Raw genomic sequence first — 24497 nt, 5'->3', positions numbered from 1 at the left:
GCCCCACAGCAGACCTGCACCCACTCGCCTCGGGCCCCGTTTCCGCTCAGTGAGCACGACCGGCCGGTACGCGTCCCCGCGCGCCGCAGGATCGCCAGTATCCGAGACGCCGACTCAGCGCCGGACCGGATCGCCTCCCGACGCCAGGAAGGCCTCCAACTCTGCCGGGGTGGGCGCCGATTCCCAGTCGCCGGGCATCGTGCACAGCAGAGCTCCGCAGGCGTTCGCGCGGGCGAGCTTCTTCTCGACACTCCACCCGTGCACGTCGCGGCTGAGGTACCCGGCCACGAACGCGTCCCCGGCGCCGACCGTGTCGACGACGCCGACGCGATGCCCGGGAACATCGACGAGGGAACCGTCACGGCAGGCGCTCGCTCCGTCGGCACCGCGTTTGACCACGATCTCGCGTGTCCCACCGGGATCGACCGCGCGGACCAGCGCACCGATGTCGACGCCGGCCTCCTGCTCGGGAATCGCCGGGTCACCGTCGGGAGCGAGGTGCGCGAGCTCGCCGGGGGAGCCGAACACGAGGTCGGCCTGTTCGGCCAGTTCCCCGAGCACCTCGGTGGCCACGTGCGCGGGCGCGAGTGTCGCGCGGTAGTTCACGTCGACACTGACGCGCACGCCTGCCTCCCGCGCGCGCCGCACCACCGACCGGCACGTCTCCCGTGCCGAGTCCGACAGCAACGGCGTGATGCCCGTCAGGTGCACGAGTCCGGCGCTTTCGACCAGACCGGCGGGCACGTCCGTCGCCGCCAGCCGCGAACCGGCCGAGCCCGCGCGGTAGTAGTGCACCCGCGCGGTTCCCTGGCCCGTGAGTTCCTTGAGCATCAGCCCCGTCGCCGCCTCGGTGTCGACCTGGGCACGCACGTCGACACCCTCACCGCGGACTTCGCGCACGATCCGCCTGCCGAGCGAGTCGTCGCCGACCCGGCCGAGCCACGTGACGGGCACGCCCAGGCGGCTCAGGCTGACGGCGACGTTCGTCTCGGCGCCGCCGATGCCGACGTGCGCCTCGGACACATGGGCCAGCGTTCCGAGGCGCCCGCCCGTGATCAGGCCCATCGTCTCGCCCAACGTCAGAACCCCGCCGGTCATGCGCCTGCCCTCCCCGCACACACGTCGACGAATTTCCGCGCCCGCGCCGCGAGCGCGTCCAGGTCACCGCCGCCGAGGGCGTCCCCGAGGAGCGGCCCGCCGACGCTGACAGCCGCCGCACCGGCCGCGAGCCACGCCTGCGCCGACTCCAGGTCCACACCTCCGGACGGCACCACCGCGAGGTCGGGGAACGGACCACGCAGGTCCTCGAGATACCCAGGCCCCACCCGGCCCGCCGGGAACACCTTCACCGCGGGGACCCCGCGGCGCCACGTGGACCACAGCTCGGTGGGAGTGAGCCCACCGGGGACGACCGGGACGTCCCGTTCCAGGGCCCGGTCGACGACCGGGATGTCCGATACCGGGGTTACCACGTAGCGCGCTCCCCCGCCGACGGCGGCGTCGACCTCGTCGGGGCGCGTCACGGTGCCGACGCCGATGTCGGCGGTGTCGCCGTACCGTTCGACGAGCCCGGGCAGAGCGGCGACCGTTCCCGGCGTGGTGAGCGTGAGCTCGAAGCTGCGCACCCCCGATTCGACCATGGTGTCGATCACCGGCGCGTAGTCGTCGGCGCGCTCACCGCGGAGGACGACGACCAGCCGCGTTTCGGCGGTCCACCGGGGCAGTGCCCGACGTTCGCTCATCACGTGTGTCCTTTCCCGACTCACCAGTCGTGGACGGTGCCGTCGAGCAGACGGTTCACCGGTAGGTATGCGGCTGTGTAGGGGTGGCGCGCGGCGACCTGTTCGTCGAGTTCCACGCCGAGTCCCGGAGTGTCGCCCGGGTGCAGGAAGCCACGGTCGAACGTGTACGAGGTGCGGAACGCCTCGAGTGTCAGCGCGCTGTGCGGCATGTACTCCTGGATACCGAAGTTGTGGATCGCCAGGTCGAGGTGCAGTGCGGCCGCCATACCGACCGGCGACACGTCGGTCGGGCCGTGGATGCCGGAGCGGATGCCGTAGATCGCCGCGAAGTCGAGCAGCTTCTTCATCCCCGTGACGCCGCCGGTGTGCGTGGGAGCCGACCGCACGTAGTCGATGAGCCGCTCGGTGATCAGCGTCCGGTAGTCGTGCACCGAGTTGAAGACCTCGCCGGTGGCCAGTGGTGTCGTGCTGTGCTGCCGCACCAGCCGGAACGCCTCCTGGTCCTCGCCGGGTGTCACGTCCTCGAGCCACAACAGGTCGTACGGTTCGAGCGACTTGGCCAGCCGCGCGGCCTCGATCGGCGACATGCGGTGGTGCGCGTCGTGGAGCAGCCGCAGCTCCGGGCCGAACTCCTCCCGCACCTTCTCGAAGATCGCCGGAACGTGCCGCAGATAGGCGGGTGTGTCCCAGTCCTCCTCCTCGGGCCGCGTCGCCGCGCTCCCGTCGGCGGCGCGATGCGCGGGTTCGTAGTCGTAACGCTCGCCCGGCTCCGCGGTGTCCGAGACGCCGTACACCCGTTCGAGACCGGGAACGCCCGTCTGGATGCGCACCGCGGTGTAGCCCTCGTCGACGTACCCGCGGATCGCCCGCGCCAGCGACGGGTAGTCGTTACCGGAGGCGTGCGCGTACACCCGGAGCTTGTCCCGGCTCGCCCCGCCGAGCAGCTGGTACAGCGGAACGCCCGCCTTCTTGGCCTTGATGTCCCACAGCGCCGTGTCGACCGCGGCGATCGCGGCCATCGTCACCGGCCCGCGCCGCCAGTACGCCCCGCGGTAGAGGTACTGCCACGTGTCCTCGATGCGGTCCTCGTCCCGGCCGAGGAGCGTACTCGCGAGGTGATCCCGCAAATACGAGGCCACGGACAGCTCCCGCCCGTTGAGCGTCGCATCGCCCCATCCGACGAGGCCGTCGGACGTGACGATCTTGAGGGTGACGAAGTTGCGTCCCGGGCTGGTGACGATGACGTCGGCGGTCGAGATGCTCACGAGGGCTGGAGTCCTTCCGGGCAGATATGTCGACAGTGGACGGTGGGTACCGCTATGGGCGTGGGACCGCGCCCGGGGTACGGCGCGGATCGGCTCATACCGCGTTGCGCGGATCTCTCAGGTCGCGGCCCGCGACCTCCGGCATGAGCAGCGTCCCGATGAGCGGGCAGAGCGTGAAGAACCCGAGCAGGACCGCAACCGGAATCCACGATCCGGTGGTCGCTGCGACCCACGCGGCCGCGACGACGGGACCGATGCCGGTGGCGATCATCGCGGCGATCTCCCGGATGACGCCGGTCGCGGCGTAGCGGTGCCGGGAGCCGAAAATCTCCGGCAGAGTGAGGTTCTCGAGCGAGGCCAGCGCCATGACCGACACGTTGTGCATGACGATGTAGCCGACGAACACCTGTGGCACGTCCGCTCCGGCGATCAGCATCATGGTCGGAACGATGAGCACGAGCGAGATCACGCTCATCACCTGGTACATGCGGCGCCTGCCGAACCTGTCACCGAGCGCACCGACGATCGGCACCGTGGCGAACGCGCACAACGACGAGATGATCACGACGCTCGTTCCCACCGACGCCGACATCGCGAGCGTGACGGTGATGAACGAGACCATGTAGGTCTGCAGGATTCCCGAGTTGCCCGCCTGCCCGAACCGCAGCAGGAACGCCGGCACGAGCGCGCGCCACTTCTTCTGCTCGAGCGCCTCGAGCATGCGGGTGTCGTTGTCGCGCTCGGCCTTCGCCCGCACCTCGTCGGCCGAGAGCGCTACGCCGTTGTCGACGTGGGAGCTCTCCTCGAACACCGGGCTCTCCTTGAGCCGGAGCCGGATCCACACGGCCACGAGCAGGATCACCGCGCTACCCAGGAACGGGATGCGCCAGCCCCACGCGAGGAGCTGTTCCTCGGACAGGACAGCCACGAGAACGCCCCAGATCGCGGAGGCACCGAGCGTGCCGCAGTTCGTGCCGAGTGCCACGAGCGAGGCGATCACGCCGCGCCGCCGCCGCGGTGCGTATTCGGCGAGCATGACACCGGCACCGGAGATCTCCGCGCCTGCGCCGAATCCCTGCCCGAGGCGCAGCACCACGAGCAGGATCGGAGCGAGGATGCCGATGTCGTGCGCCGTCGGCAACGCACCGATGAGCGTCGTCGAACCGCCCATGAGCGCGATCGTGATGAACAGGACCTTCGTGCGGCCCACCCGGTCGCCGAGTCGTCCGAAATACCAGGCGCCGACGGGGCGGGCGACATAGCCGACGGCGTACGTGGCCATCGCGGCGACGACGGCGAGTGCGGCACTGTCGCCCACGAAGAAGAGCTGGCCGAAGACCAGGCCGGCGGCGAGCGAGTACAGCTGGAAATCCATGAACTCGAGCGCAGTGCCCAGCCAACCGGACATCGCGGCACGCGTGAGATCACCGGTGCTGCGTTCGGCCTGTCCGTCACCGGCGGTGTCGGCTTCGGGCGGCGGTGCTGAAGTGGACATCGTTGTTCCTTCTGCAGGGTCGATGGAGACGTGAGAGGGGAAAGGAGTCAGAACTCGATGAGGACCTTGCCGGAGGCGGCCGAGTCCGTCGCCGTCGCGAATGCCTCGACCGCGTCGGCCGCGGGGAGGACGTGCGTGACGACCCCGGCGATGGCGGGGTGGGCCGCGAGCATCTCGACGGCCTCGTCGATCTCGGTCGAGAAGCGGAAGGTGCCGCGCAGCTGCAGTTCCTTCGACACGAGCGGTGCGAGGTTCACACCGATCGCGGCGTCGGCGAGCATCCCGACCTGCACCACGACACCGGCCCGGGCCGCTGACGTGACCGCCTGGGTGAGCGACGCGGGCGCGCCCGAGCACTCGAACACGACGGGGTACTCGGCCGCCGGCACGTCGTCGCGTCCGATCAGGAACGTCTCGTGAGCGCCGAGGGCGCGGGCCCGGTCGAGGGCGGCTTCCTGGACGTCGCCGACCGCCACATGGCCGACGCCCCGGGCCGCAAGCGCCGCGACGGTGAGCAGCCCGACCGGCCCCGCGCCGAGGACGAGAACCTGGTCGCCCGGGTGCTCGCCCGCGACGGTGAGGGCGTGCAATGCGACGCCGAGGGGTTCGGCGAGCGCCGCGTCCCGCAGCGACAGCCCGTCGGGCAACCTGCGGAGCATGGGTTTGCCGACGACCACGTACTCCGCCGCCGCGCCCTGGCGGTGCGGGAAGTCCGCGGCGCTGCCGAGGTAGTCACCGCCGGGCCACAGGTGCGGCCGATCGTCGAGGCCCGCCACCGGGCGGCCGTACCGCGCGGGGTGCACCGTCACCGGCGTACCTCTCGCCCACTCCCCGCTCGGGTCGGATTCGACGGTCGCCGAGAACTCGTGCCCGGGTGCGAACGGCTCGCGGACGAGGTTCTCGCCGTTCTTGCCGTGGAAGTAGTAGTGCAGGTCGGAACCGCAGATGCCGACGTAGCGCACGCGCAGCAGCACTTCGCCCTCGCCGGGTGCGGGCACGGCGACGTCGTCGAGGCGCATGTCCTCGGCACCGTGGATGAACAGGCCCTTCATCGGTGATCAGCTCCAGGGGGTCGGTAACGGATCGGGAGACGGCGGGCTCAACGGGAGGCTGCGGCCACGTCGGCGGCCGCGGCGCGCACCCCGTCGCGGGTGATGAGCGTCAGCAGGTCGGCCACCCGGGCGGTGAAGTCGTCCTGCTCGGCGAGGGCGTCGGGGAAGAAGCCGCCGGTCAGGATCCGGCGCACGTGGTCGGGCACCGTCACGGCGCCGTCGACGGCGGCAGCGAGCCGCTCGCGAGCGGGTTCGGCGATACGCGAGGAGAGAGGGTCCGGGGTGAAGCCCGCGGGCGGGGCGACGCACGCGATCCACGCAGCGGTGCACAGCGCGAGCCGGTGCGGCACGGTGCCGCGCCGGAGGTGGAACAGCGCCGCGTCGGGGATGCGCTGGAGCAGCTTGACCGAACCGTCGGAGCCGACCTGCGTGGTCGCGTGCCCGATCAGCGGGTTGCGCCAGCGAGCGTCCAGTTCGGACACATACGCATCGGCGTCGAATCCGGTGGGCGGGGTGAACGTCGGGAGGTAGTCGCCGGCGATCCCGCCGAGCACCGCCTCCCGTACGAAGTCCTGGCTCCAGGCGGCGTCGATCGTGGGCGCACCGGCGAGAATGCCGAGGTAGGCGATGAGCGAGTGGGATCCGTTGAGCAGCCGCAGCTTCACCATCTCGTACGCCTCGATCTCGGTCGAGAACGTCACGCCGGCCTGCTCCCATGCCGGACGACCGCCCGCGAAGTCGTCCTCGAGGACCCACATGCTGAAGTCCTCGGCGGGAACGGGACAGCGGTCGGTCACGCCGAGCAGGTCCGCGACGCGCGCCGCGTGCTCGTCCGTCGTCTTCGGCACGATGCGATCGACCATGCCGTTCGGGAACGACACCGACGTAGCCACGAAGGACAGGACGTCGTCGCTCGCACCGGCCGCCTGGAGGAACTCCTCGACCACGGCACGCGTGACGTCGCCGTTCGACTGGAGGTTGTCGCACGACAGCACGGCAACCGGCTCGCCGGAGTGGGCGCGCCGTTCGAGCCCGCGCGCGATCATGCCCACGGCCGTGCGCGGGGCCGAGCCTGCGACGAAGTCGGCAGCGACGTCGGAACGGTCGAGCGCCAGGCGGCCCGTGGCCGGATCGCGGGTGTAGCCGACCTCGGAGACGGTCAGCGAGACGATGCGGTGGGCCGGGTCCGCGATCGCGGCGACGACCGCTGCCGGGTCCTGGGCCGCCACGCCGGTGTCACGGTGGACGTCGACGACGCCTGCCCGCGCACCGTGTTCGGTGAGCTGCAGGATCGAGTAGACGTTGTCCTGGGCACGCATCGGTGCGACGACCCGGTCCGAGGAGTGCGCGAAACCGCGGATGCCCCAGTCGCCGCCTGCCGCGGCCATCGCCTGCGCCGTGTGGACGGCGCCGTGGGCGCGGTGGAAGTTCCCCAGACCGAGGTGCACGATGCCGGTCCGGTCCGGAGCGGAGGCTCCGATGAGCGACCCCGCGGGCACGTTCTTCCGCCCGAGTGACTGTGCCATGACGTCCTTGTCCCTCCGCGGCCCGCGAGCGGCACGTGTGCATCACCCGCAAGCCTGCGTTTCATATTACGAACCGGTCGTTTTGTATGTCGGACCGTAAGATAGACTGGCACTGCACGCGACGCAATACCGACCCCGGTGACAATGGAGCCATGGACACCGAACCCACCTCGGACACCCCGCCCATGACAAGCCTCGATCGCGCGCTCGTCGTGCTCGAGACGGTCGCCGCCGCGGGCCCGGAAGGCATGTCGCTCGGCGAGATCGCGGCGCACACGGGAATCAACAAGGGCTCGGTCCACCGCCTGCTCCGCGGTCTGGCGCATCGCGAGTACGTGACCCGCGACGGCGACGACCGCAACTACGTCCTCGGCGAGTCGCTCCGGCGGATCGTGCGGACGTTCGGGGCCGACGAGAACCTGCCACTGCTGTTCCGGCCGCTGCTGCTCGAGCTGTCCCGCCGCACGGAGGAGCTCGTCCACCTCGGAATACTCGACGGACGTCGCGTCGTCTATCTCGACAAGATCGAACCGGAGCGTTCGGTCCGGGTGTGGTCGCGGGTCGGCAGGCGGGCACACATCGCGAGCACGGCACTGGGGCGGGCGCTCGTCGCCACCGCTCCCCCGAACGATTCGCTGCTGACCGGGTACGTCGAGGAAGCCGACCCCGACCGTGAGTATTCGACGCTCGCGGGCAGGTTCCGGGATGCGGTCGAGGCGGCACGCACCCTCGGGTGGGCCGTCGAGAATCAGGAGAACGAACCCGGCATCGCGTGCGTCGGGATCGCTCTCACGTCCGTGGCCTCACAGGACGTCGCGATCAGCGTCACCGGACCCGCCGACCGCATGACGACCGACCGGCTGGCAGAGACCGGCGCGCTGATGCGCGAGGCGGCCTACGAACTCGCTCCGGCGGAATACACGCTGGCCCCGGCGACGGGGTGAGCGCCACTCGGAAGCATTGCCTTCGCCACGCTTCTCCGACGGCGCAACAGCCGCCGGGTGGCGGTCTCAGCCGATGGCTGCACCACCGCAGACCTTGAGCACCTGGCCCGTGACGTATCCGGCGCCCGGTCCTGCCAGGTATCCCACGGCCGCGGCCACCTCCTCCGGCGTGCCCATACGTTTGATCACCTGATCGTCCAGTGCGTAGGCGACGTCGGCGGTCAGTGCCGTCGCGATCGGGCCAGGGGCGACCGAGTTACAGGTGATCCCGTCCTCGCCGAGCTCCTTGGCGAGCCACTTGGACAACGCGATCACGCCGCCCTTGGACGCCGCGTACGCGGGGCCGGACCGGCCGCCGCCGGTACCTCCCGACCGTGGGCCGCCCATGATCCCGGAGATCGAGCTGATGTTGATGATCCGCCCGTCTCCCTGTGCCTTCATGTGGGGTTCGACGGCGCGGCAGTACAGGAACATGCCGCGCAGGTTGGTGTCCAGGTCGCGGTACCACTCGTCGTCGGTGAGTGTGTCCAGTCCGTTCCTGCTGGCCGTGCCCGCGTTGTTGACCAGGACATCGACCGAACCGAGCTCGTCGACCGTGGCATCGACCGAGGCGCGCACGGCCTCCTCGTCACGCACGTCGACCTTTCGGTACACCACGTGCTGCTGCGGGAAGTCGGCGGCAAGCGCCGTGACGTACTCGCCGGCATCGGCCAGATCGACAGCCACGACGTGCGCGCCCTGTCCCGCCAGGCCCCGCGCGACGGCCAGTCCGATACCACGCGCGGCGCCGGTGACGAGGGCGACCCGGCCGGTGAGGTCGAACAAATTCACTCCCATGCTCCCTTCTAGAAGCCCAGCAGATCCGGAAGCCAGTTGGACAGCGCGGGCACGTACGCGACGAGCAGCAGCACGACCAGGCCGGCGGCGAAGAACGGGCGGATGCCCTTGACGACTTCGGCCAGCGGAACCTTCGCGATACCGGCCGCCACGAACAGGTTGATGCCGACGGGCGGTGTGACCAGCCCGAGCGCCAGATTCACGACCATCATCACGCCGATGGTCGTCACGTCGACGCCCGCTTCGAGCAGCACCGGGGCGATGATCGGCACGAAGAGGTACAACGCGGACACCGCGTCGATGAACGCGCCGACGATCAACAGCACCACGATGGCCATCAGCACGATCAGCACGGTGTTGCCGGTCAGCCCCAGCAGCGCCTCGGAGATGTTCTCCGCGATCTCGTTGACGGTCACCACGTAGGCGAACACCGAGGCCGCACCCACGATCAACATCACCACGGCCGACTGCGCCGAGGCGGTCACGAGGATGCGGTACAGCTGCCGGAGGCTGATCTCCCGGTAGACGAACAGGCCGACCAGCAGCGCGTAGACTGCCGCGACCACCGCCGACTCGGTCGGTGTGACGATGCCGCCGTAGATACCGCCGAGGATGATCAACGGGACCAGCAGGCCCGGGATCGCCTTCCCGAAGGAGGCGGCGAGCCCGTGCGCCGCGGCCACCTCGGCACCGTCGCCGGCGGCAGGCGCATCCGCGTCGCCGCCACTGTGACCTCCGCCGCCACTGTGACCGCCGCCAGTGCGACCGCCGTTGCCGCCGTCACCGCCTGCGGTGCCTGCCGCGACCGCGACGGGTTGCGTCCGCGGCAGCAGCAGGCTGGCCACCACGAGCGCGGCAGCCAGCAGGATTCCCGGCACGATGCCAGCCACGAACAGGCGCACGATCGACACGCCCGCATAATCACTGACGACCACCGCAAAGATGATGAACGCGACGCTGGGCGGCACGATGATGCCCATCGAACCCGCACTGGCGAGCAGGGACGTCGCGTGCCGGGCTGCGTAGCCCTGACGGATCAGCGCCGGGATGAGGATCGACCCGATGGCCGCCACCGTGGCGGGACCCGATCCCGAGATGGCCGAGAAGAAGAACGCGGCGATGATGACGACGATCGCCAAGCCGTGCTTGCGCCTGCCCACACAGGCGTGTGCGAAGTCCACGAGCCTGCGCGAGATGCCGGCATACTCCATGATCACGCCGGCGAGGATGAAGAACGGAATGGCCAGCAACGTCTCCGATGCGACGGAGGCGGTGAAGACGTTCGGCACGATCGACAGTTCACCGAAACCGCCCATGGCCACCAGCGAGACGCAGGCCGCCACCCCGAGCGAGAACGCCACGGGAACACCCAGCAGCAGCAACACGAAGAAGCTGCCGAACAGCACGACACCGATCACCGGTCGGCCTCCTCACTCGGCTGAGAATCCACTGTGGACCTTCGGAAGCCGACCCGACTCGCCTGCAACGTGCGGTACACACCGAAGATCGCACCCACGGGGACAGCGGCGGTGAACAACCATTGCGGAATCCGAATCGACGGTGTCGCCCTGCCGCTGCCGAGCTGAGCGATCGCCATGTCGATGCCGAAGTACAGCAGCACGGCCAGGAACGTCAGTATCGCCACGGTGATCAGAGCCGTCATGACCTGCCGCACCACCCCGGCGGCCTTCTCGTGCAGCGCACTGAATCCCAGGTGGGCACCTTCCCGCAGCCCGATCACCGCGCCCATCATCACCATCCACACCGCCAGGTTCACGGTGAGTTCCGAGGTGAAGGCCAACGAGGCATTGAGGAAGTACCGGCTGATGACGTTGACGAACGCGACCACAGTCACCACCGCGAACGGGACGGCGGCCAGCACGTTCTCCGCGGCTGTGAGCACGCGTTCCGAAGTCGACTTCTGCATGACTCAGCGCTCCGGGCTCACGGCACGGACCATCGCGGGCCCCCACACCGGCTCGTAGGACTCGTACAGCGGCCGCACCGCCGCGCGGAAGCGGGCGACCTGCGCATCGGTGAGCTCGGTCGTCGTCATCAGCTTCGACTGCTCGTCGATCTGCTGCTGTTCGAGCCCTCTGTTGGTCTCGATCTGGAAGGAGTTCGCGTCGGCCGCGGCCTTCTGCACGATCTTCCGGTCCTCGGGACTCAGCGACCGGAACAGGTCCTGGTTCATCCCGAGGATCAGCGGGTCGTAGACATAGTTCCACACTGTCAGATGCCGCTGCACCTCGGCGAGCCCGGCCGACGAGATGACGTCCATCGGGTTCTCCTGACCCTCGATCGTGCCCTGCTGGAGCGAGGTGAACACCTCGGAGAAGTTCATCGTCGTCGGGTTGGCGCCGAGGCTGCGGAAGATGTCGGTGAACATGCCGATGCCGGGAATGCGCACCTTGATGCCGGACAGGTCGGCAGGCTTGCTCACCGAGCGGACGTTGTTGGTCAACTGCCGGAAGCCGCTCTCGCCGAACCCGAGCATCTTCACGCCGATCTCGGAGGAGAGCTTCTCGTAGGCGGCGGTCGCACCGCCGTCCAGGGCACGGTCGGCCTCGTCGTAGCCGCGGTACAGGAACGGGGCGTTGATCGCGCCGAACCGCGGGTCGATGCCCGCGTAGATGATCGTGGAGTTGTAGGAGAAGTCCTTGTCGCCGTTCATCAGCTGTTCGACCCCGGCGGCGGGGTCGCCCGCCGACAGCTGTTCGCCGGTGAAGATCCGGAGCTCCATCCGGCCACCGGACTCGCGTGACAGGGTTTCGGCGAACCGCTCCGCCGCTTGGTACCAGGTGGAGGACTCACCGACCGTGACAGTCATGTCCCAGGTGTAGACCGGTCTGTCCGGTGTGGCCGTCGCCGAGCCGCATGCACCGAGCACCAGGCAGGCCAGCAGCGCGACGGCGCCCCGAAGGCGCTTCGACATCATTGTCCGTTTCTCCTCGTCCGCCCCGGAAGGGAACACCGATCCTGAGAGAAGCCGATCAGCGATGTCAATGCGCATTCGCGATCGATAGTCCACAATATGGACCATTGCGGTTCGGCGTAAATCGATCCATGATGGCTGCTGTGAGCGCCAATGCCGACGCGCCGCGACCCGCCGCGCCACCTCCCAAACTCGGAAACGCAGCTCGCAGGTCCGCATCATGGACCATCGCTCACACCGCCGACGATGCCGCCGAACGGCCGTCCGGATCGCAGAGCATCCAGCGGGCACTCGTGCTGCTGAACCTCGTCGGTGTGCTGGCGCGCGACCGGCCGGACGGTGTGTCACTCGCCGAGCTCACGCGCGTCAGCGGCCGCCCGAAGGCAAGTGTGCGCCGGATCCTCGTCGCCCTGGTCGCCGAAGGGTACGTCGAGCAGGATCCCGACACGGCGTGCTACCGCCTCGGGCTGCAGGCCGGTGTGCTCGGCGAGCTGGCGGGCAACCGGGCCGACGACCTCGGCGAGGCGAGCACCGACAGTCTCATCCGGATCGCAGACGCCTCGACCGAGACGACGTTCCTGACCGTGCGCCACGGCAGCTACGCCGTGTGCACGCGCAGGCAAGAGGGTCCCGGCCCGATCCGCAACTACGCCCTGGCCGTCGGCGACCGGCATCCGCTGGGCATCGGCGCGGGCAGTCTCGCCATTCTCGGCGCACTGTCCGACGACGACGTCGAAGACGTGCTGGCCTCGACGGCCACGACCCGCGACCACTACCCCGGATTCGACGACGACACATTGCACGACCTCGTGCACCGGTCACGTCACGACGGGTACGCGCTGAACGACGGCCGTGTCATCGCCGGGTCCTGGGCACTCGGTGTCGCGGTGCACGACGCCGCCGACCGTCCGGTCGCCGCACTCAGCGTCGCCAGTATCGCCGAGCGCTTCGACGGCGCCCGGCGCGACGAGCTCGCCGCACTGCTGCACGCGGAGGCCCGGTCCATCCATGCCGCACTGACCGATTCTCAGAAGTCCAGATCCGCGAGAGGACGACCATGACAACCACCCCCGCGATCATCGGCTGGGCGCATTCGAAGTTCGGTAAGGCGTCCGAGCCGGACGTCGAAGCACTGCTGGCCGGTGTCACCGGCGCGGCCCTCGACCATGCGGGCACCGAGCCCGGCGACGTCGACGGGATCTTCGTCGGCGTGTTCAACGGCGGGTTCTCCCGGCAGGGTTTCGAGGCGGGCCTGGTCGGTGCGGGCAGGCCCGAGCTGGCGACCGTGCCCGCGGTACACACCGAGAACGCCTGCGCGACCGGATCGTCGGCGCTGTTCACGGCGCTGGACTTCGTGCAGTCGGGCCGCGGCCGGATCGCACTCGTCGCCGGCGCGGAGAAGATGACGGCGGCCGAGCCCGAGGTCGTGAGCGATGCGTTGCTCACCGCCTCCTACCGCAAGGACGACGAGCAGGCTGGCAGTTTCGCGGGCGTGTTCGCCGGGATCGCCCGTGACTACTTCGAGCGGTACGGCGACCACCGGAACACGCTCGCCCACATCGCCGCGAAGAACCACCGCAACGGTGTCGACAACCCGTACGCGCACCTGCGCAAGGACCTCGGCTTCGAGTTCTGCGCCGAGGTGTCGGATCGCAACCCGTTCGTGGCCGACCCGCTCCGCCGTACGGACTGTTCGCTGGTTTCCGACGGTGCGGCCGCGCTGGTCGTGGCCTCCCCGGACGTCGCCGCGAGCGCACCGCGCGCCGTGGGCTGGCGGGGCCGGGCCCACGCCAACGATCACCTGCCGCTGAGCCGCCGCGACGACGTGCTCTCCTTCGCGGGCGCCAAATCGGCGTTCGCCCGCGCCACGAACGAGGCGGGGGCCGGACTGTCCGACCTGGACCTCATCGAGACACACGACTGCTTCACCGTCGCCGAGCTGTTGCAGTACGAGGCGTTCGGCCTCGCCGAGCCGGGCAAGGGTGCCACCGCCATCGACTCCGGACGCACGGAACGTGACGGCGATCTACCGGTGAACCCGTCGGGCGGGCTCAAGTCGAAGGGGCATCCCATCGGCGCGACCGGGATCTCGCAACACATCATGGCCGCCCTGCAGCTGACCGGCGACGCGGGCGAGATGCAGGTCCCCGGCGCCGGACTGGCTGCGGTGTTCAACATGGGCGGCGTCGCGGTCGCCAACTACTGCTCGGTGCTGGAGCGGGTGCGATGACGCTGCGTGCCGTCAACCTGTCCCATCTGCTGACCGCAACGGCCACCCGGCTGTCCGGCCGCGACGCCCTCGTGTCCGGCTCGGCGCGCCTGACGTGGCAGGACCTGGACGCGCGTGCGTCCGCGGTCGCGGCCGAGCTGCGCAGCCGCGGCATCGGCCGTGGTGACGCGGTGCTCGTGCACTCGCCCAACCACGTCGAGTTCCTCGCGGCGATGTTCGGGGTGTGGCGCGCCGGCGCGGTGTTCGCTCCCGCCAACTTCCGCCTGACCCCGTCCGAGGTAGCCGGGCTGGCCGAACTGACGACGCCCGCTGCGCTCATCTGCCACACCGACTACGCCGACCATGCCGATGCCGTCGCCGCGGCGTCGGAACTCACCGGCGGCACGCTGTGGATCGGCGCCACGTCCCGTGCCGACGGTGCCATCGCCGGCCTGCCCACCCCGCAGGCCGGCGAACCGGACGAGCCCGTGTGGAACGGTGACCACGCCTGGTACTTCTTCACTTCCGGCACCAGTGGCAGGCCCAAAGCCGTCGTGCTGACCCACGACCAGCTGGGATTCGTCGTCAACAACCACCTCTGCGACCTGATGCCCGGCCTCGGCGCCGACGACGCGCAGATCGTCGTCGCGCCGCTGTCCCACGGCGCCGGGATCCATCTGCTGCCGCAGGTCGCCCGGGGCGCGAAGACCGTGCTGCCCGCGTCGACCCGGCTGGAGCCCGCGGAAGTCTGGCAGCTCGTCGAGACCGAGCGTGTCACCAACGCCTTCACCGTACCGACGATCCTCACAACGCTCACCCAGGCGCCCGAGGCGGCCCACCACGACCTGGGCTCCCTGCGCTACGTGATCTACGCAGGCGCACCGATGTACCGCGCCGACCAGCAACGCGCCCGCGCGGTGCTCGGCGATGTGCTCGTGCAGTACTACGGACTGGGCGAGGTCACCGGCAACATCACGGTGCTGCCACCGGACGAGCACGACCGCAGGCCGCCGGACGGTGTCGAGTACGGCACCTGTGGCTATCCGCGCACCGGCATGCAGGTCAGCATCCAGGGCTCCGACGGCACGGAACTGCCCACGGGAGAGCAGGGCGAAATCTGTGTCGCGGGCCCTGCGGTGTTCGCCGGCTACCTGCGCAACGAGGAGGCCGACGCCGAGTCCTTCCGCGACGGCTGGTTCCGCACCGGGGATCTGGGCATGGTCGACGCCGAGGGATACGTCTACGTCACGGGCAGGGCGTCCGACATGTTCATCTCGGGCGGGTCCAATGTGTACCCGCGGGAGATCGAAGAACGCCTGCTGCACCATCCGGCCGTGGCCGAGGCGGCGGTCGTGGGTGTGCCGGATCCGAAGTGGGGCGAGATCGGAGTGGCCGTCTGTGTCTCGTCCGACGGCAACGCGGCCGACGACGAGGAGTTGCGGTCGTGGCTCGGGGATTCGCTCGCGCGGTACAAGATCCCGAAACGCTTCGTGTGGTGGGACGAGATCCCGAAGTCGGGATACGGCAAGGTGGTCAAGCGCACCATCAAGCAGCGATTGGCGGAGTCGTGACCGCGCACCGGTCCGGGTTCCCGCTGCAGCACCCCGGACCCCGCTCGCCGGAACGCATCGTGTGGGTGCCCACCGGCGTGACGATCGTGCGGACGCAACTGCCGCCCGGCGCGAGCGTCGCAGCGGAGCTGTGGCGGATCGTCGAGTCCGCAGGTCACCGGGCGGCGTGCGTCGAACTGGCGCACGGCAGCTTCGGCACGCTGCGCTACGTGCACCCGGCCGTCGGCACCGAGCGTCCCGCCTACTTCAGCGAGACCTGCGAACCCGCCGGTCCCTGTTTCGTGCTGGGCGGTTCCGCGACCGTGGGGATCCGCGAGGGCTCGGGATTCGCACACGTGCACGCCACCTGGCTCGACGAGCACGGACGTGTCCGCGGCGGCCATCTGCTACCGGACACGACGGTCGGCGCGGTGCCGATCGAGGCAACGATGCGGTTGCTGCACGACGTCGCCTACGTCAGCGACACCTGCCCGGAGACGACCATGCCCGCGTTCACCCCGCACCCGCGTGGGCAAGCGGCGGCCACGCAGGCCGTCGCGGCGCGCATCCGCCCCGGCGAAGACCTGCACACCGCGGTCACGGACGTGGCGGCACGGGCGGGTTTCCGTTCCGCGGTGGTCCGCTCCAGCCTGGGCAGCGCCGTCGGCGCCCGGCTGCGCACCGGTCCCGGGCGGATCGCGGAGGCCGACTGGCCGGCCACCGAGTTCACCTCGCTCACCGGCACCGTCGACGACGGCGATGCCGTGCTCACCGCGTCGCTGGTGGACCGCAACGGTGACGTGCACTCGGGCCTGGTGCTGCCGGGGCAGAACCCGGTGGCGGTGACCTTCGAGTTGTACGTCGAGCGCGCCGATTCCGGTGCGATATCCCGCGACGTCGACAACCCGGCCGAGGAGGCACCAGGATGACCGACACTCCACGACTCGCCGGCCGGACTGCGCTCGTGTTCGGCGGCGGTGGCGGGCCGGACGGAGCGACCAACGGTCAGGCCGCCGCGATGACCTACGCCCGGCACGGGGCGTCGGTCGCCGCGGTGGACGTCAGCGCGGAGGCGGCGGACCACACCGCCGAGGCGATCCGCGCCGAGAACGGTTCCGCGACGGCGATCACCGCGGACGTCACCGACGGAGACCAGGTCGCCGACGCCGTCGGCCGTGCGGTCGAGGCGTTCGGGCCTGTGGACATCCTGCACAACAACGTGGGTGTCACGGTGCTGGGCGGTCCGATGGAGCTGAGCCTGGAGCAATGGCACCGCGCGTTTGCGCTCAATGTGGACGGCGTGTTCCTGGCGTGCAAGCACGTGCTGCCTGCCATGCTCGACCGCGGCAGCGGGGCTATCGTCAATGTCTCGTCGCTCGCGGCGCTGCGCCACGTCGGTTACGAGTACCCGGCATACATGTCGGCGAAGGCCGCGGTGAACCAGGCGACGGTGTCACTGGCGCTGACGTACGCCGCCCGCGGCATCCGCGCCAACGCCGTGGCACCCGGTTTCATCGAGACGCCCCTCGTACGCCAGCAGCTGGCGTCCCAAGCGGGGTCGGTCGACGAGCTCATGGCCGACCGCCACGCGGCGAGCCCCACGGGGCGGATGGGCACCCCGTGGGATGTCGCCAACGCGAGCCTGTTCCTGGCCTCCGACGAGGCCGCCTACGTCAACGGGGTGTGCCTGCCGGTCGACGGCGGCCTGGCGATGACCTGCGCACCCGGCTGAACCGGCCGGTCGCGGACGACTGCGGGCGTGCTCATCCGTCCGAGCGGTACGGCTCCGGTTCCACCGGCACGTTGTTCAGATCGACGGACCGGAAAATGTCGTCGGCCACGGGATTGCGCAATTCCTCGGCGAGCTGACCCACCAGTCCCGCGGTGCGGGCCAGCAGCGCGAAACCCCGCAGCAGCTGCAGCGGCAGGTCGAGGTCGGCGAGCGCCGCCCCGCACACCCCGGCTCCGTTGAGCGGCAACGTCTTGCCGAGCACCTGCGGGTGCACCCGGCCGATCGCCTCGAACAGGCGCAGATGAGGCCCGAACAGCCCTTCCTCGCGCGCGATCTCGAACAGCCGTGGCGTGCGCGGATCGCCGTCCTTGTGCACGTGATGGCCCAGGCCGGGGATCAGTTGTCCGGCCTCGCGGCGGGCACGCACGGTCGCCAGGGCGAGCGCGTCCCAGCCTTCGTCGTCGGACGGCCGCTCGGCGTCGCGCAGCACGTCGTCGAGGAACCGGCCACAGTCCTCGGTGACGCCGAGGAACCGCGAACCCCCGCCGAGCAGCCCGGCGGCGAGCGCGCCCTGGATCGAATCGGGCGCCGACAGGTACGTCAACCGCGTGACCATCGCCGTCGGGGTGAAGCCGTGGTCGGCGAGCGCCGCCAGCACGGCCTCGAACAGTCTCGTCTCGCCGGGTTCGGGACGCCGCTGGGTGGCGAGCCGGAACGCCAGCTCACCGAACCCCACGTTGCCCATCACGTCCGCGGCGAGGTCCTCGCCGAGCAGCGTGATGGACTCGCGCGACGAGGCGCCGAGCGCGGTCGGGTATCGGTTCGTCACGGCATCGTCGGTCATGCGGGATTCTCCAGCCAACGCCGCAGGTCCTCACCGTGCTCGTCCAGTTCCGGCGGCGGAAGTTCGTACGTCGCGGGGGTTTCCGAGAACCGGATCGGGTTGCGCGTCGACGGCACCGCCTTGTCCCCGGTGCCCGCGTCCACGATCGGGTCGAGGCCGAACCGGTCGGCCATGGCGAATCCGCCGTCGATCGTGTTGATCGGCCCGCTGGGCACCCCCGCCTCGATGAGCAGGTCGAACCACTCCAGGGCGGGCCGCCGCGTCAGCTGACCGACCAGGATCGGCCGCAGCTCCTCGCGGTTCTTCGTCCGGTCGGCGTTACGGGCGAACCGCGGATCGTCGGCGATCTCGGGAATGTCGAGGACCTTACAGAGGGTCCGGAACTGGTGGTCGTTGGCCGCGGTGATGATGAGGTCGTTGTCCGCGGTCGGCAGCGGCTCGTACGGGAACACGCTCGGGTGCGCGTTGCCCATGCGGTACGGCACGGTGCCACCCGCGGCGTAGGCCGAGGAGTGGTTGACCAGGCCCGTCAGCGCCGAGGACAGCAGGTTGATCTCGATGTGCTGTCCCCCGGCTCCGGTGTCACGATGCCGCAGCGCGGCCAGAATCCCGATCGCGGCGTGATTGCCCGCCATGACGTCGAACACCGAGATCCCGGCGCGGTAGGGCGGCCCCTCCGGATCTCCGGTCAGGCTCATCAGACCGGAGATCGCCTGGACCATCAGATCGTAACCGGGCACGTCCTTGCCGGGGCCGGAGCCGAAGCCGCTGATCGAGGTGTAGATGACGCCCTCGTTCGAGGCGCGGACGGTGTCGTAGTCCAGTCCGTACTTCGTCAGTCCGCCGGGTTTGAAGTTCTCGATCAGCACGTCCGCCCTGTCGGCCAGCTCGCGCGCGAGCCGGGCGTCGTGTCCGTCGTGCAGATCGAGGGAGATCGACCGCTTGCCCCGGTTCACGCCGAGGTAGTAGGTCGACACCCCGTCGCGCACCGGCGGTGTCCAGCTACGCGTGTCGTCGCCGTGCGGCCCCTCGACCTTGATCACCTCGGCCCCGAGGTCCGCGAGCAACATCGTGGCGTACGGCCCCGCGAGGATGCGTGAAAAATCCGCCACGAGCACGCCCGACAGTGGGCCGCCGTGACCGGATCCCGTTGGTACTCCCACAGATAGCCTCCGTTGTCCGCCCTACGGACGATTGTCCGCACTTGCAGTCTGCGGGAACGGACCAGGCGCGTCAAGCAGCCCGACGGGGTCAACCGACCTCGGAGCCCTCCACCCGCGGCAGCGCCGACACTCGTGCGAAATCGGCACTGATGGCACCCGCGGCCTGCAGCAACAGCGGCAGATACTTCTCGGTGATCGTCTCCATCGACGTCTCCGCGGCATGGCTGTTGACGTTCAGCGCGGCGATCACCCGGCCCGCACCGTCCCGCAGCGGAACGGCGATCGAGCGGATCCCCAGCGCCAGGTCCTGGTCGGTGACGGCCCATCCGCGTGCCCTGACCTCCCGCAGCACGGCGTCCCGCTCCTCGACGTCGGGCTGCCACCGCGGCACGAGACCGGAACGCGTCGACTCGGCGAGCGTCCGGTCGAGTTCGTCGGACGGCAACGCGGCGAGCAGCACCTTGCCCAACGAGGTCGCCAGCGCGGGGAACCGGGTCCCCAGCTCGACCCGCAGCGCCACGATCTTGGGCACCGCCACGCGCGCCACGTACACGATGTCCGGCCCGTCCAGCTGCGCGATCGACACGGACTCGTCGACCTTCGCGACCAGATCCTGCATATGCGGCCGCGCGACCTCCCACAGGCCCATCGACGACACGTACGCCATACCGAGTTCGAGCACCCGCGGCGTCAGGACGAACCTGCCGTCCGTCGACCGCACGTAGTCGAGCTCCTGCAGTGTCAGCAAGATCCGGCGCACCGTCGGACGCGACAGCCCGGTCGCCGACGCGACATCGGTCAACGACATCTCCGGCCGCGCCGGTTCGAACGCGGCGATGACCTCCAGTCCGCGTGCCAACGCCTCGATGAATTCCGGTCCGGCACCCTCTCGCGCCACCTCGACCTCCTCGACTAGACCTCGTTCCGGATCACGCTATCAGCCGAATGTCCGCTGTTCGGACACATCGGTCTGGCTTACGAATCCGATCTGAACTGCGGATTATCAGAGTCACTGAGAGGACACTCCCGCGCTTTCACCACATCCGCCCGTAGAGCGGACACACTACGACGCCCGCTGCCCCGCCCCGCGACCATCCGGAACAGCGTTCTTCCTGATCACGGGAACAGCTCGAACCCTCCTGCCGGACCACGGAACAGCACGCGCGAAACCTTGACAACGCCACTTCCGGGAGCAAAAGTGACCTAAGTGTCCGTTGAGCGGACATCCGTCCGACGAAGTGCGACAAAGGAGCCGTCACCATGACCCAGGCCGTATCCGAGCGCTCCGGCAAGCCCGACCACCAGACGCTGCCGGCGCGCCTGCACCACAACGCGTTCGTGACCGAGGACCAGGAAGCCACGCGGGCCTTCTACGAGGAGCTCATCGGGCTGCCGCTGATCGCGACGTGGGCCGAGGTGGAGGACCTCTTCGGCAAGGAACGCACCTACTGCCACACCTTCTACGGACTCGGCGACGACAGCGCGCTCGCGTTCTTCCAGTTCGCCGACTCCGAAGACCAGAAGGAATTCGGCCCGAAGATGCCGAAATCGCCGTTCAGCCACATCGCGCTGAAGGTGACCGAGGGCGTCCAGCAGGCCATCGAGACCCGGCTCTCGGCCGAGGGGTGGAACCCCGACGAGACGTACGTGCTCGACCACGGCTACTGCCGGTCCCTCTACACCCGTGACCCCAACGGGCTGCTGCTCGAGTTCACGGTCGACGCCCCCAACGTGGAAGAACTGAACCGCATCCGGCTCCGCACCGCGCACGACGACCTGAAGCGGTGGCTGAGCGGCGACCACACCCCCAACAACGACGTGCGCTGACGCGCTCGATCATCCCAGTGCCCGCCACAACCCCGCACCCGCCCGCAGTCGTCCTGCTCGTGCACGGCGCCCACCACGGCGCGTGGTGCTGGCGCCGGGTCGTCGACGGCCTCGCCTCGCGCGGCGTGCGGGGTGAGGCGCTGGAGCTGCCGCTGACCACGTACGACGACGACGTGGCGGCGGTGCGCGCGGACGTCGAACGGTTGCGCCGTGACGGACCGCTCGTCGTCGTCGCCCACAGCTACAGCGGCATCGTCGTCGCCGACGCCGCACACGCGGCCTCCCGGCTCGTCTTCGTCGCGGCACGCCTGCCGCTGCCCGGCGAGTCGCAGACCGCGCTCAGTCAGAGCTGGCACGGCGATGGCATGCGCGAAGCACTCGTGCGCGACGACGACGGGTGGGTGCACCCGACCCCCGCCGCACGCGATGCCTTCTACCCGGACTGTCCGGACGAGGTCGCCACGGACGCCGTGTCCCGGCTCCGGCCGATGAAGAGCGCGGTTCCCGCCGAGCCGCTCGAGGATCCGGCCTGGACCCGCGCACCGACCGCCTACATCGTGTGCCGCCGGGATCGGGTGGTCCGCGTCGACCGGCAACGGGAGCGAGCCTCGCATGTCGGCGAACACCACGAACTCGACTCCGGCCACTCCCCGTTCCTCGCCGTTCCCGATGAGCTCGCCGCCCTGTTGGCAGGCCAGGCGCAGAAGACGCGGGCCACCACGGCGTGACATCTGCCCGGTGTCGTGAAGAGAAAACATGTGCCTGCCATGTCAGGGTGCACCGGCCACCCACCGCGTCGACGGCGGGATCAGCGGCGTGCGGGCTCGATACCCAGCGCCCGGTCCACCCATCGGCCGACCGGCAGCGCGATGATCACGGCGGCCAGCACGACGTGGGTGACCATGAACACCACCGCGGTCGCCACGCTCGGCACACCCGTGAACACGACGATGTGCGAGGCCCACGGCAGCTCCGAGGGGCGCGAGCCCGCAGCCCACACCTCGTTGAGCGCCCAGAACGTCAGGTCGTTCAAGCCCGACACGACGACCAGGATCGCCGCCACGCCCGTCTTGAGCACGTTCGCGGTCCGGGCCCCGCCCAGCCGGTAGGCCAGCAACATGAGCAGCACGATGAACGTGGTGATGAACAGCTCGAACTGGTACACCGGTTCGAACGAGCCGTCCTGGTCGGCCGTGCGCCCGAACTCCTGGATGCGCATGACCATCTCGGTGTCGATGTAGCCCATGTAGCCGATCACGCCGAGCAGCAGCAGCCCCGGCGCCGCGCGCCACGTCGGCAACAACGCCACGGCCACCACGGCGAACGCGAACGGGCTCAGTTTGAACGCCCATTCGGCCACGTTGTCGAGCGTCTGGTCGGGCGGCAGCACCACCATGATCAACAGCGCCAGTACCGCCGCGGGCACCGCGGGCACCACCCACAGCCAGCCGCGCGCGCGATACAGCGCGGCGACCCAGCCCCTACCGTGGTCGCCGCCGGGGCCTCCGGCGGCGGCATCTGCTCCCGGCATCGTCGCGGTCATGCCTCGTCATCCTCCATGCGCGGCTTCTCCACCCAGAACGGGCCGAGCGCGAGCGCGTCCACGTCGGTCTTCAGGTAGCACGCGACCGCGTCGGCCGGGCTCATGACGATCGGTTCCTCGTTGTCGTTGAACGAGGTGTTGACGACCATCGGGATGCCGGTCAACCGTTCGAAGTGCTGGATCATCCGGTAGTAGAGGGGATTGTCCTCCTCGGACACCGTCTGCACCCGGGCGGTCCCGTCGACGTGGGTGATCGCCGGCACCACTTCACGCTGGTGCTCGAGCACGTCGAACACCAGCAGCATCACCGGCGACGGATAACCACTGGCGAAGAACTCCCCTGCGCGCTCGGCGAGACAGGACGGCGCGAACGGCCGGAACGCCTCCCGGTGCTTGACCTTCTCGTTCATCCGCGTCTTCGACTCCGGGTCACGCGGGTCGGCCACGAGCGAACGGTTCCCGAGCGCACGCGGTCCGCACTCCATCCGGCCCTGGAACCAGCCTGCGATCACCCCGTCGGCGATCCGACCGGCCGCGTGCGCGGCGATGTCGTCGGGACGCTCGTAGTCCAGTCCGGCGTCCTTGAGTGCGAGTTCCATCTCGGTCTCGGTGTATTCCGGGCCGGTGAAGGTGAAACCGGTGCTCGCGCGCGGACGGTGATAGGTACCGACGCTGACGTCCAGGGCCGCACCGACCGCGCAGCCGTCGTCGGCCGCGGCCGGCTGGGCGAAGAAGTCCTCGAACGGTGTCTCCAACAGGATCCGCCCGTTCATCACGCTGTTGAGCGCCACGCCGCCGGCCACGCTCAGCCTCGTCGACCCGGTTTCGGCCTGCAGCCAGCGAGCCAGGTGCAGACCGGCCTCCTCGAGCACCACCTGGAGCGCGTAGGCGATGTCGCAGTAGTGCTGCGGCACCGGGTTCTCGGCCGTCACCCGGGTCTTCGGGCGGGCCGGTCCGAACAGGTCGTGGAACTTCTGCGACATCACGTGCTTGCCGGTGCGGTGGTGCTCGAACCAGCTCAGGTCGAGTTCGAACCCGCCGTCCGGATGGAGGTGCACCAGCTCACGCATCGCCTCGACATAGGTGTCGCGTCCCAGCGGGGCCAGTCCCATGATCTTGCCTTCGTCCCGCGTCGGGTAGAAGCCGAGGTACCCGGTGACCGCCGCATACATCGCGCCGAGCGAATGGGGGAACTTGATCCGGCGCAGTTCGGTGATGGTGTCGCCCTTGCCGTGTGCCAGCAGGGTGGACGCCCCGTCGCTGCCGATACCGTCGAGCGTCAGCACCGCCGACTCGTCCCACGGGGAGATGTAGTAGGCGCTGCCCGCGTGGGCGCGGTGGTGGTCGACCAGGTGCACCTTGAAGTTCACCGGACCCGAGTGACCGACGGCCTCCTTGACGTCACGCTCGAGGGTGTAGGTGCGTTTGATGTGTGCGAGCACGGCGCCGCCGACGTGGTAGTCGTCGACGCCCTTGCCCCCACCGCTGCGGAACGTCTTCAGCAGTCCGGCGGCGCGGCCGCCGCCGGTGCCGTCCGGGTTGCGGAAGACGTCCAGCGTGCCCGGGAAGTACCGTGCGAACACCTTGGCCGCGTGGATCGCCTCCTGCCACCGCTGCCAGTAGTAGGCCACGTGGTCGACCTCGGAGAGCGTGATGCCCGCCTGGTCGAGGCAGAACCGGATCGCGTTCGCAGGCAGGCGCCCGTCGTGTTTGACGCGGGTGAACCGTTCCTCCTCGGCGAACGCGACGATCGTGCCGTCACGGACCAGCGCCGCCGCCGAGTCGTGAACCCTACTGATGCCGAGTACGTACATGCTCTCGCTCCGTGGTGTT

At 69.6% G+C, this 24497-nt stretch carries 23 protein-coding genes; 8 read left to right on the top strand and 15 right to left on the bottom strand.

All coding sequences use genetic code 11. The annotated features are described in order from the left end of the window. Positions 1-114: 114 nt before the first annotated feature. The 6 genes from LY41_RS11355 to LY41_RS11330 form a co-directional block, all read right to left on the bottom strand. Positions 115-1098 carry a sugar kinase gene (locus LY41_RS11355; RefSeq protein ID WP_253863833.1) on the bottom strand — a complete coding sequence of 328 codons (984 nt, stop codon included), beginning with the start codon at positions 1096-1098 and terminating at the stop codon, positions 115-117. Next, positions 1095-1742 carry a bifunctional 4-hydroxy-2-oxoglutarate aldolase/2-dehydro-3-deoxy-phosphogluconate aldolase gene (locus LY41_RS11350; RefSeq protein ID WP_253863832.1) on the bottom strand — a complete coding sequence of 216 codons (648 nt, stop codon included), beginning with the start codon at positions 1740-1742 and terminating at the stop codon, positions 1095-1097. Before LY41_RS11350 ends, LY41_RS11355 begins: the two co-directional genes overlap by 4 nt. Positions 1743-1762: 20 nt before the next feature. Continuing rightward, positions 1763-3007, bottom strand: a complete 1245-nt coding sequence (gene manD, locus LY41_RS11345) for a D-mannonate dehydratase ManD (protein WP_253863831.1) — start codon at positions 3005-3007, stop codon at positions 1763-1765. A 94-nt stretch (positions 3008-3101) separates the two neighbouring features. After that, positions 3102-4502 carry an MFS transporter gene (locus tag LY41_RS11340; RefSeq protein WP_253863830.1) on the bottom strand — a complete coding sequence of 467 codons (1401 nt, stop codon included), beginning with the start codon at positions 4500-4502 and terminating at the stop codon, positions 3102-3104. Positions 4503-4549: 47 nt separating this feature from the next. Continuing rightward, the gene (locus LY41_RS11335; RefSeq protein WP_253863829.1) at positions 4550-5554 is read right to left on the bottom strand and encodes an L-idonate 5-dehydrogenase; all 1005 of its coding nucleotides are present in this window, start codon (positions 5552-5554) and stop codon (positions 4550-4552) included. Between the two features lie 47 nt (positions 5555-5601). After that, the gene (locus LY41_RS11330) at positions 5602-7080 is read right to left on the bottom strand and encodes a mannitol dehydrogenase family protein (RefSeq protein WP_253863828.1); all 1479 of its coding nucleotides are present in this window, start codon (positions 7078-7080) and stop codon (positions 5602-5604) included. A gap of 152 nt (positions 7081-7232) precedes the next feature. Here LY41_RS11330 and LY41_RS11325 point away from each other — a divergent pair, with 152 nt between their 5' ends. Beyond that, positions 7233-8024: an IclR family transcriptional regulator gene (locus tag LY41_RS11325; RefSeq protein ID WP_253863827.1), complete on the top strand. Its 792-nt coding sequence runs from the start codon at positions 7233-7235 to the stop codon at positions 8022-8024. A gap of 66 nt (positions 8025-8090) precedes the next feature. On the opposite strand, the gene LY41_RS11320 is transcribed toward LY41_RS11325, so the two are convergent. From LY41_RS11320 to LY41_RS11305, 4 genes are read right to left on the bottom strand one after another with little or no spacing between them, the layout of a single operon-like run. Beyond that, positions 8091-8861: an SDR family NAD(P)-dependent oxidoreductase gene (locus tag LY41_RS11320; protein WP_253863826.1), complete on the bottom strand. Its 771-nt coding sequence runs from the start codon at positions 8859-8861 to the stop codon at positions 8091-8093. A gap of 8 nt (positions 8862-8869) precedes the next feature. Beyond that, positions 8870-10279, bottom strand: a complete 1410-nt coding sequence (locus LY41_RS11315) for a TRAP transporter large permease (protein WP_253863825.1) — start codon at positions 10277-10279, stop codon at positions 8870-8872. After that, entirely contained in the window at positions 10276-10788 is a 513-nt protein-coding gene (locus tag LY41_RS11310; RefSeq protein WP_253863824.1) for a TRAP transporter small permease, read from the bottom strand. Before LY41_RS11310 ends, LY41_RS11315 begins: the two co-directional genes overlap by 4 nt. A gap of 3 nt (positions 10789-10791) precedes the next feature. Further along, entirely contained in the window at positions 10792-11796 is a 1005-nt protein-coding gene (locus LY41_RS11305) for a DctP family TRAP transporter solute-binding subunit (protein ID WP_253863823.1), read from the bottom strand. 143 nt (positions 11797-11939) lie between these two features. On the opposite strand from LY41_RS11305, the gene LY41_RS11300 reads away from it, so the two are divergent. Genes LY41_RS11300 through LY41_RS11280 form a run of 5 tightly spaced genes read left to right on the top strand, consistent with a single transcriptional unit; the run spans position 11940 to position 17287 of the window. Continuing rightward, on the top strand, positions 11940-12857 hold the full coding sequence (locus tag LY41_RS11300; protein WP_253863822.1) for an IclR family transcriptional regulator: 918 nt from the start codon (positions 11940-11942) through the stop codon (positions 12855-12857). Further along, positions 12854-14026, top strand: a complete 1173-nt coding sequence (locus tag LY41_RS11295; protein ID WP_253863821.1) for an acetyl-CoA acetyltransferase — start codon at positions 12854-12856, stop codon at positions 14024-14026. The genes LY41_RS11300 and LY41_RS11295 overlap by 4 nt, the downstream gene beginning before the upstream one ends. Further along, positions 14023-15576: an acyl-CoA synthetase gene (locus LY41_RS11290; RefSeq protein WP_253863820.1), complete on the top strand. Its 1554-nt coding sequence runs from the start codon at positions 14023-14025 to the stop codon at positions 15574-15576. Before LY41_RS11295 ends, LY41_RS11290 begins: the two co-directional genes overlap by 4 nt. Next, complete coding sequence (locus LY41_RS11285) at positions 15573-16484, top strand: PCC domain-containing protein (protein WP_253863819.1); 912 nt, start codon at positions 15573-15575, stop codon at positions 16482-16484. The genes LY41_RS11290 and LY41_RS11285 overlap by 4 nt, the downstream gene beginning before the upstream one ends. Beyond that, on the top strand, positions 16481-17287 hold the full coding sequence (locus tag LY41_RS11280) for an SDR family NAD(P)-dependent oxidoreductase (RefSeq protein ID WP_253863818.1): 807 nt from the start codon (positions 16481-16483) through the stop codon (positions 17285-17287). The genes LY41_RS11285 and LY41_RS11280 overlap by 4 nt, the downstream gene beginning before the upstream one ends. A gap of 31 nt (positions 17288-17318) precedes the next feature. Here LY41_RS11280 and LY41_RS11275 read toward each other — a convergent pair whose 3' ends face one another. From LY41_RS11275 to LY41_RS11265, 3 genes are all read right to left on the bottom strand, one after another. Further along, entirely contained in the window at positions 17319-18131 is an 813-nt protein-coding gene (locus LY41_RS11275) for a citryl-CoA lyase (RefSeq protein WP_253863817.1), read from the bottom strand. Beyond that, positions 18128-19294 (bottom strand): CaiB/BaiF CoA transferase family protein, encoded by a 1167-nt coding sequence (locus LY41_RS11270; RefSeq protein ID WP_253863816.1) that lies wholly within the window; start codon positions 19292-19294, stop codon positions 18128-18130. The genes LY41_RS11275 and LY41_RS11270 overlap by 4 nt, the downstream gene beginning before the upstream one ends. Positions 19295-19382: 88 nt before the next feature. Next, positions 19383-20192 (bottom strand): IclR family transcriptional regulator domain-containing protein, encoded by an 810-nt coding sequence (locus LY41_RS11265; protein WP_253863815.1) that lies wholly within the window; start codon positions 20190-20192, stop codon positions 19383-19385. 362 nt (positions 20193-20554) lie between these two features. On the opposite strand from LY41_RS11265, the gene LY41_RS11260 reads away from it, so the two are divergent. Further along, positions 20555-21121 (top strand): VOC family protein, encoded by a 567-nt coding sequence (locus tag LY41_RS11260; protein ID WP_253863814.1) that lies wholly within the window; start codon positions 20555-20557, stop codon positions 21119-21121. Positions 21122-21138: 17 nt separating this feature from the next. Then, on the top strand, positions 21139-21849 hold the full coding sequence (locus LY41_RS11255) for an alpha/beta hydrolase (RefSeq protein WP_253863813.1): 711 nt from the start codon (positions 21139-21141) through the stop codon (positions 21847-21849). An 80-nt stretch (positions 21850-21929) separates the two neighbouring features. Here the strand turns inward: LY41_RS11255 and LY41_RS11250 are convergent, their stop codons facing one another. Further along, positions 21930-22664, bottom strand: a complete 735-nt coding sequence (locus LY41_RS11250; RefSeq protein WP_372493192.1) for a hypothetical protein — start codon at positions 22662-22664, stop codon at positions 21930-21932. Next, positions 22661-24478, bottom strand: a complete 1818-nt coding sequence (locus LY41_RS11245; protein WP_253863812.1) for a carbamoyltransferase family protein — start codon at positions 24476-24478, stop codon at positions 22661-22663. The genes LY41_RS11250 and LY41_RS11245 overlap by 4 nt, the downstream gene beginning before the upstream one ends. Between the last annotated feature and the right edge of the window lie 19 nt (positions 24479-24497).

It is taken from the genome of Prauserella halophila, assembly GCF_024171895.1.
GTDB lineage: Bacteria > Actinomycetota > Actinomycetes > Mycobacteriales > Pseudonocardiaceae > Prauserella > Prauserella halophila.
The sequence above is the reverse complement of the archived record's forward strand: the minus strand, read 5'-3'. Positions and strand labels throughout refer to the sequence as shown.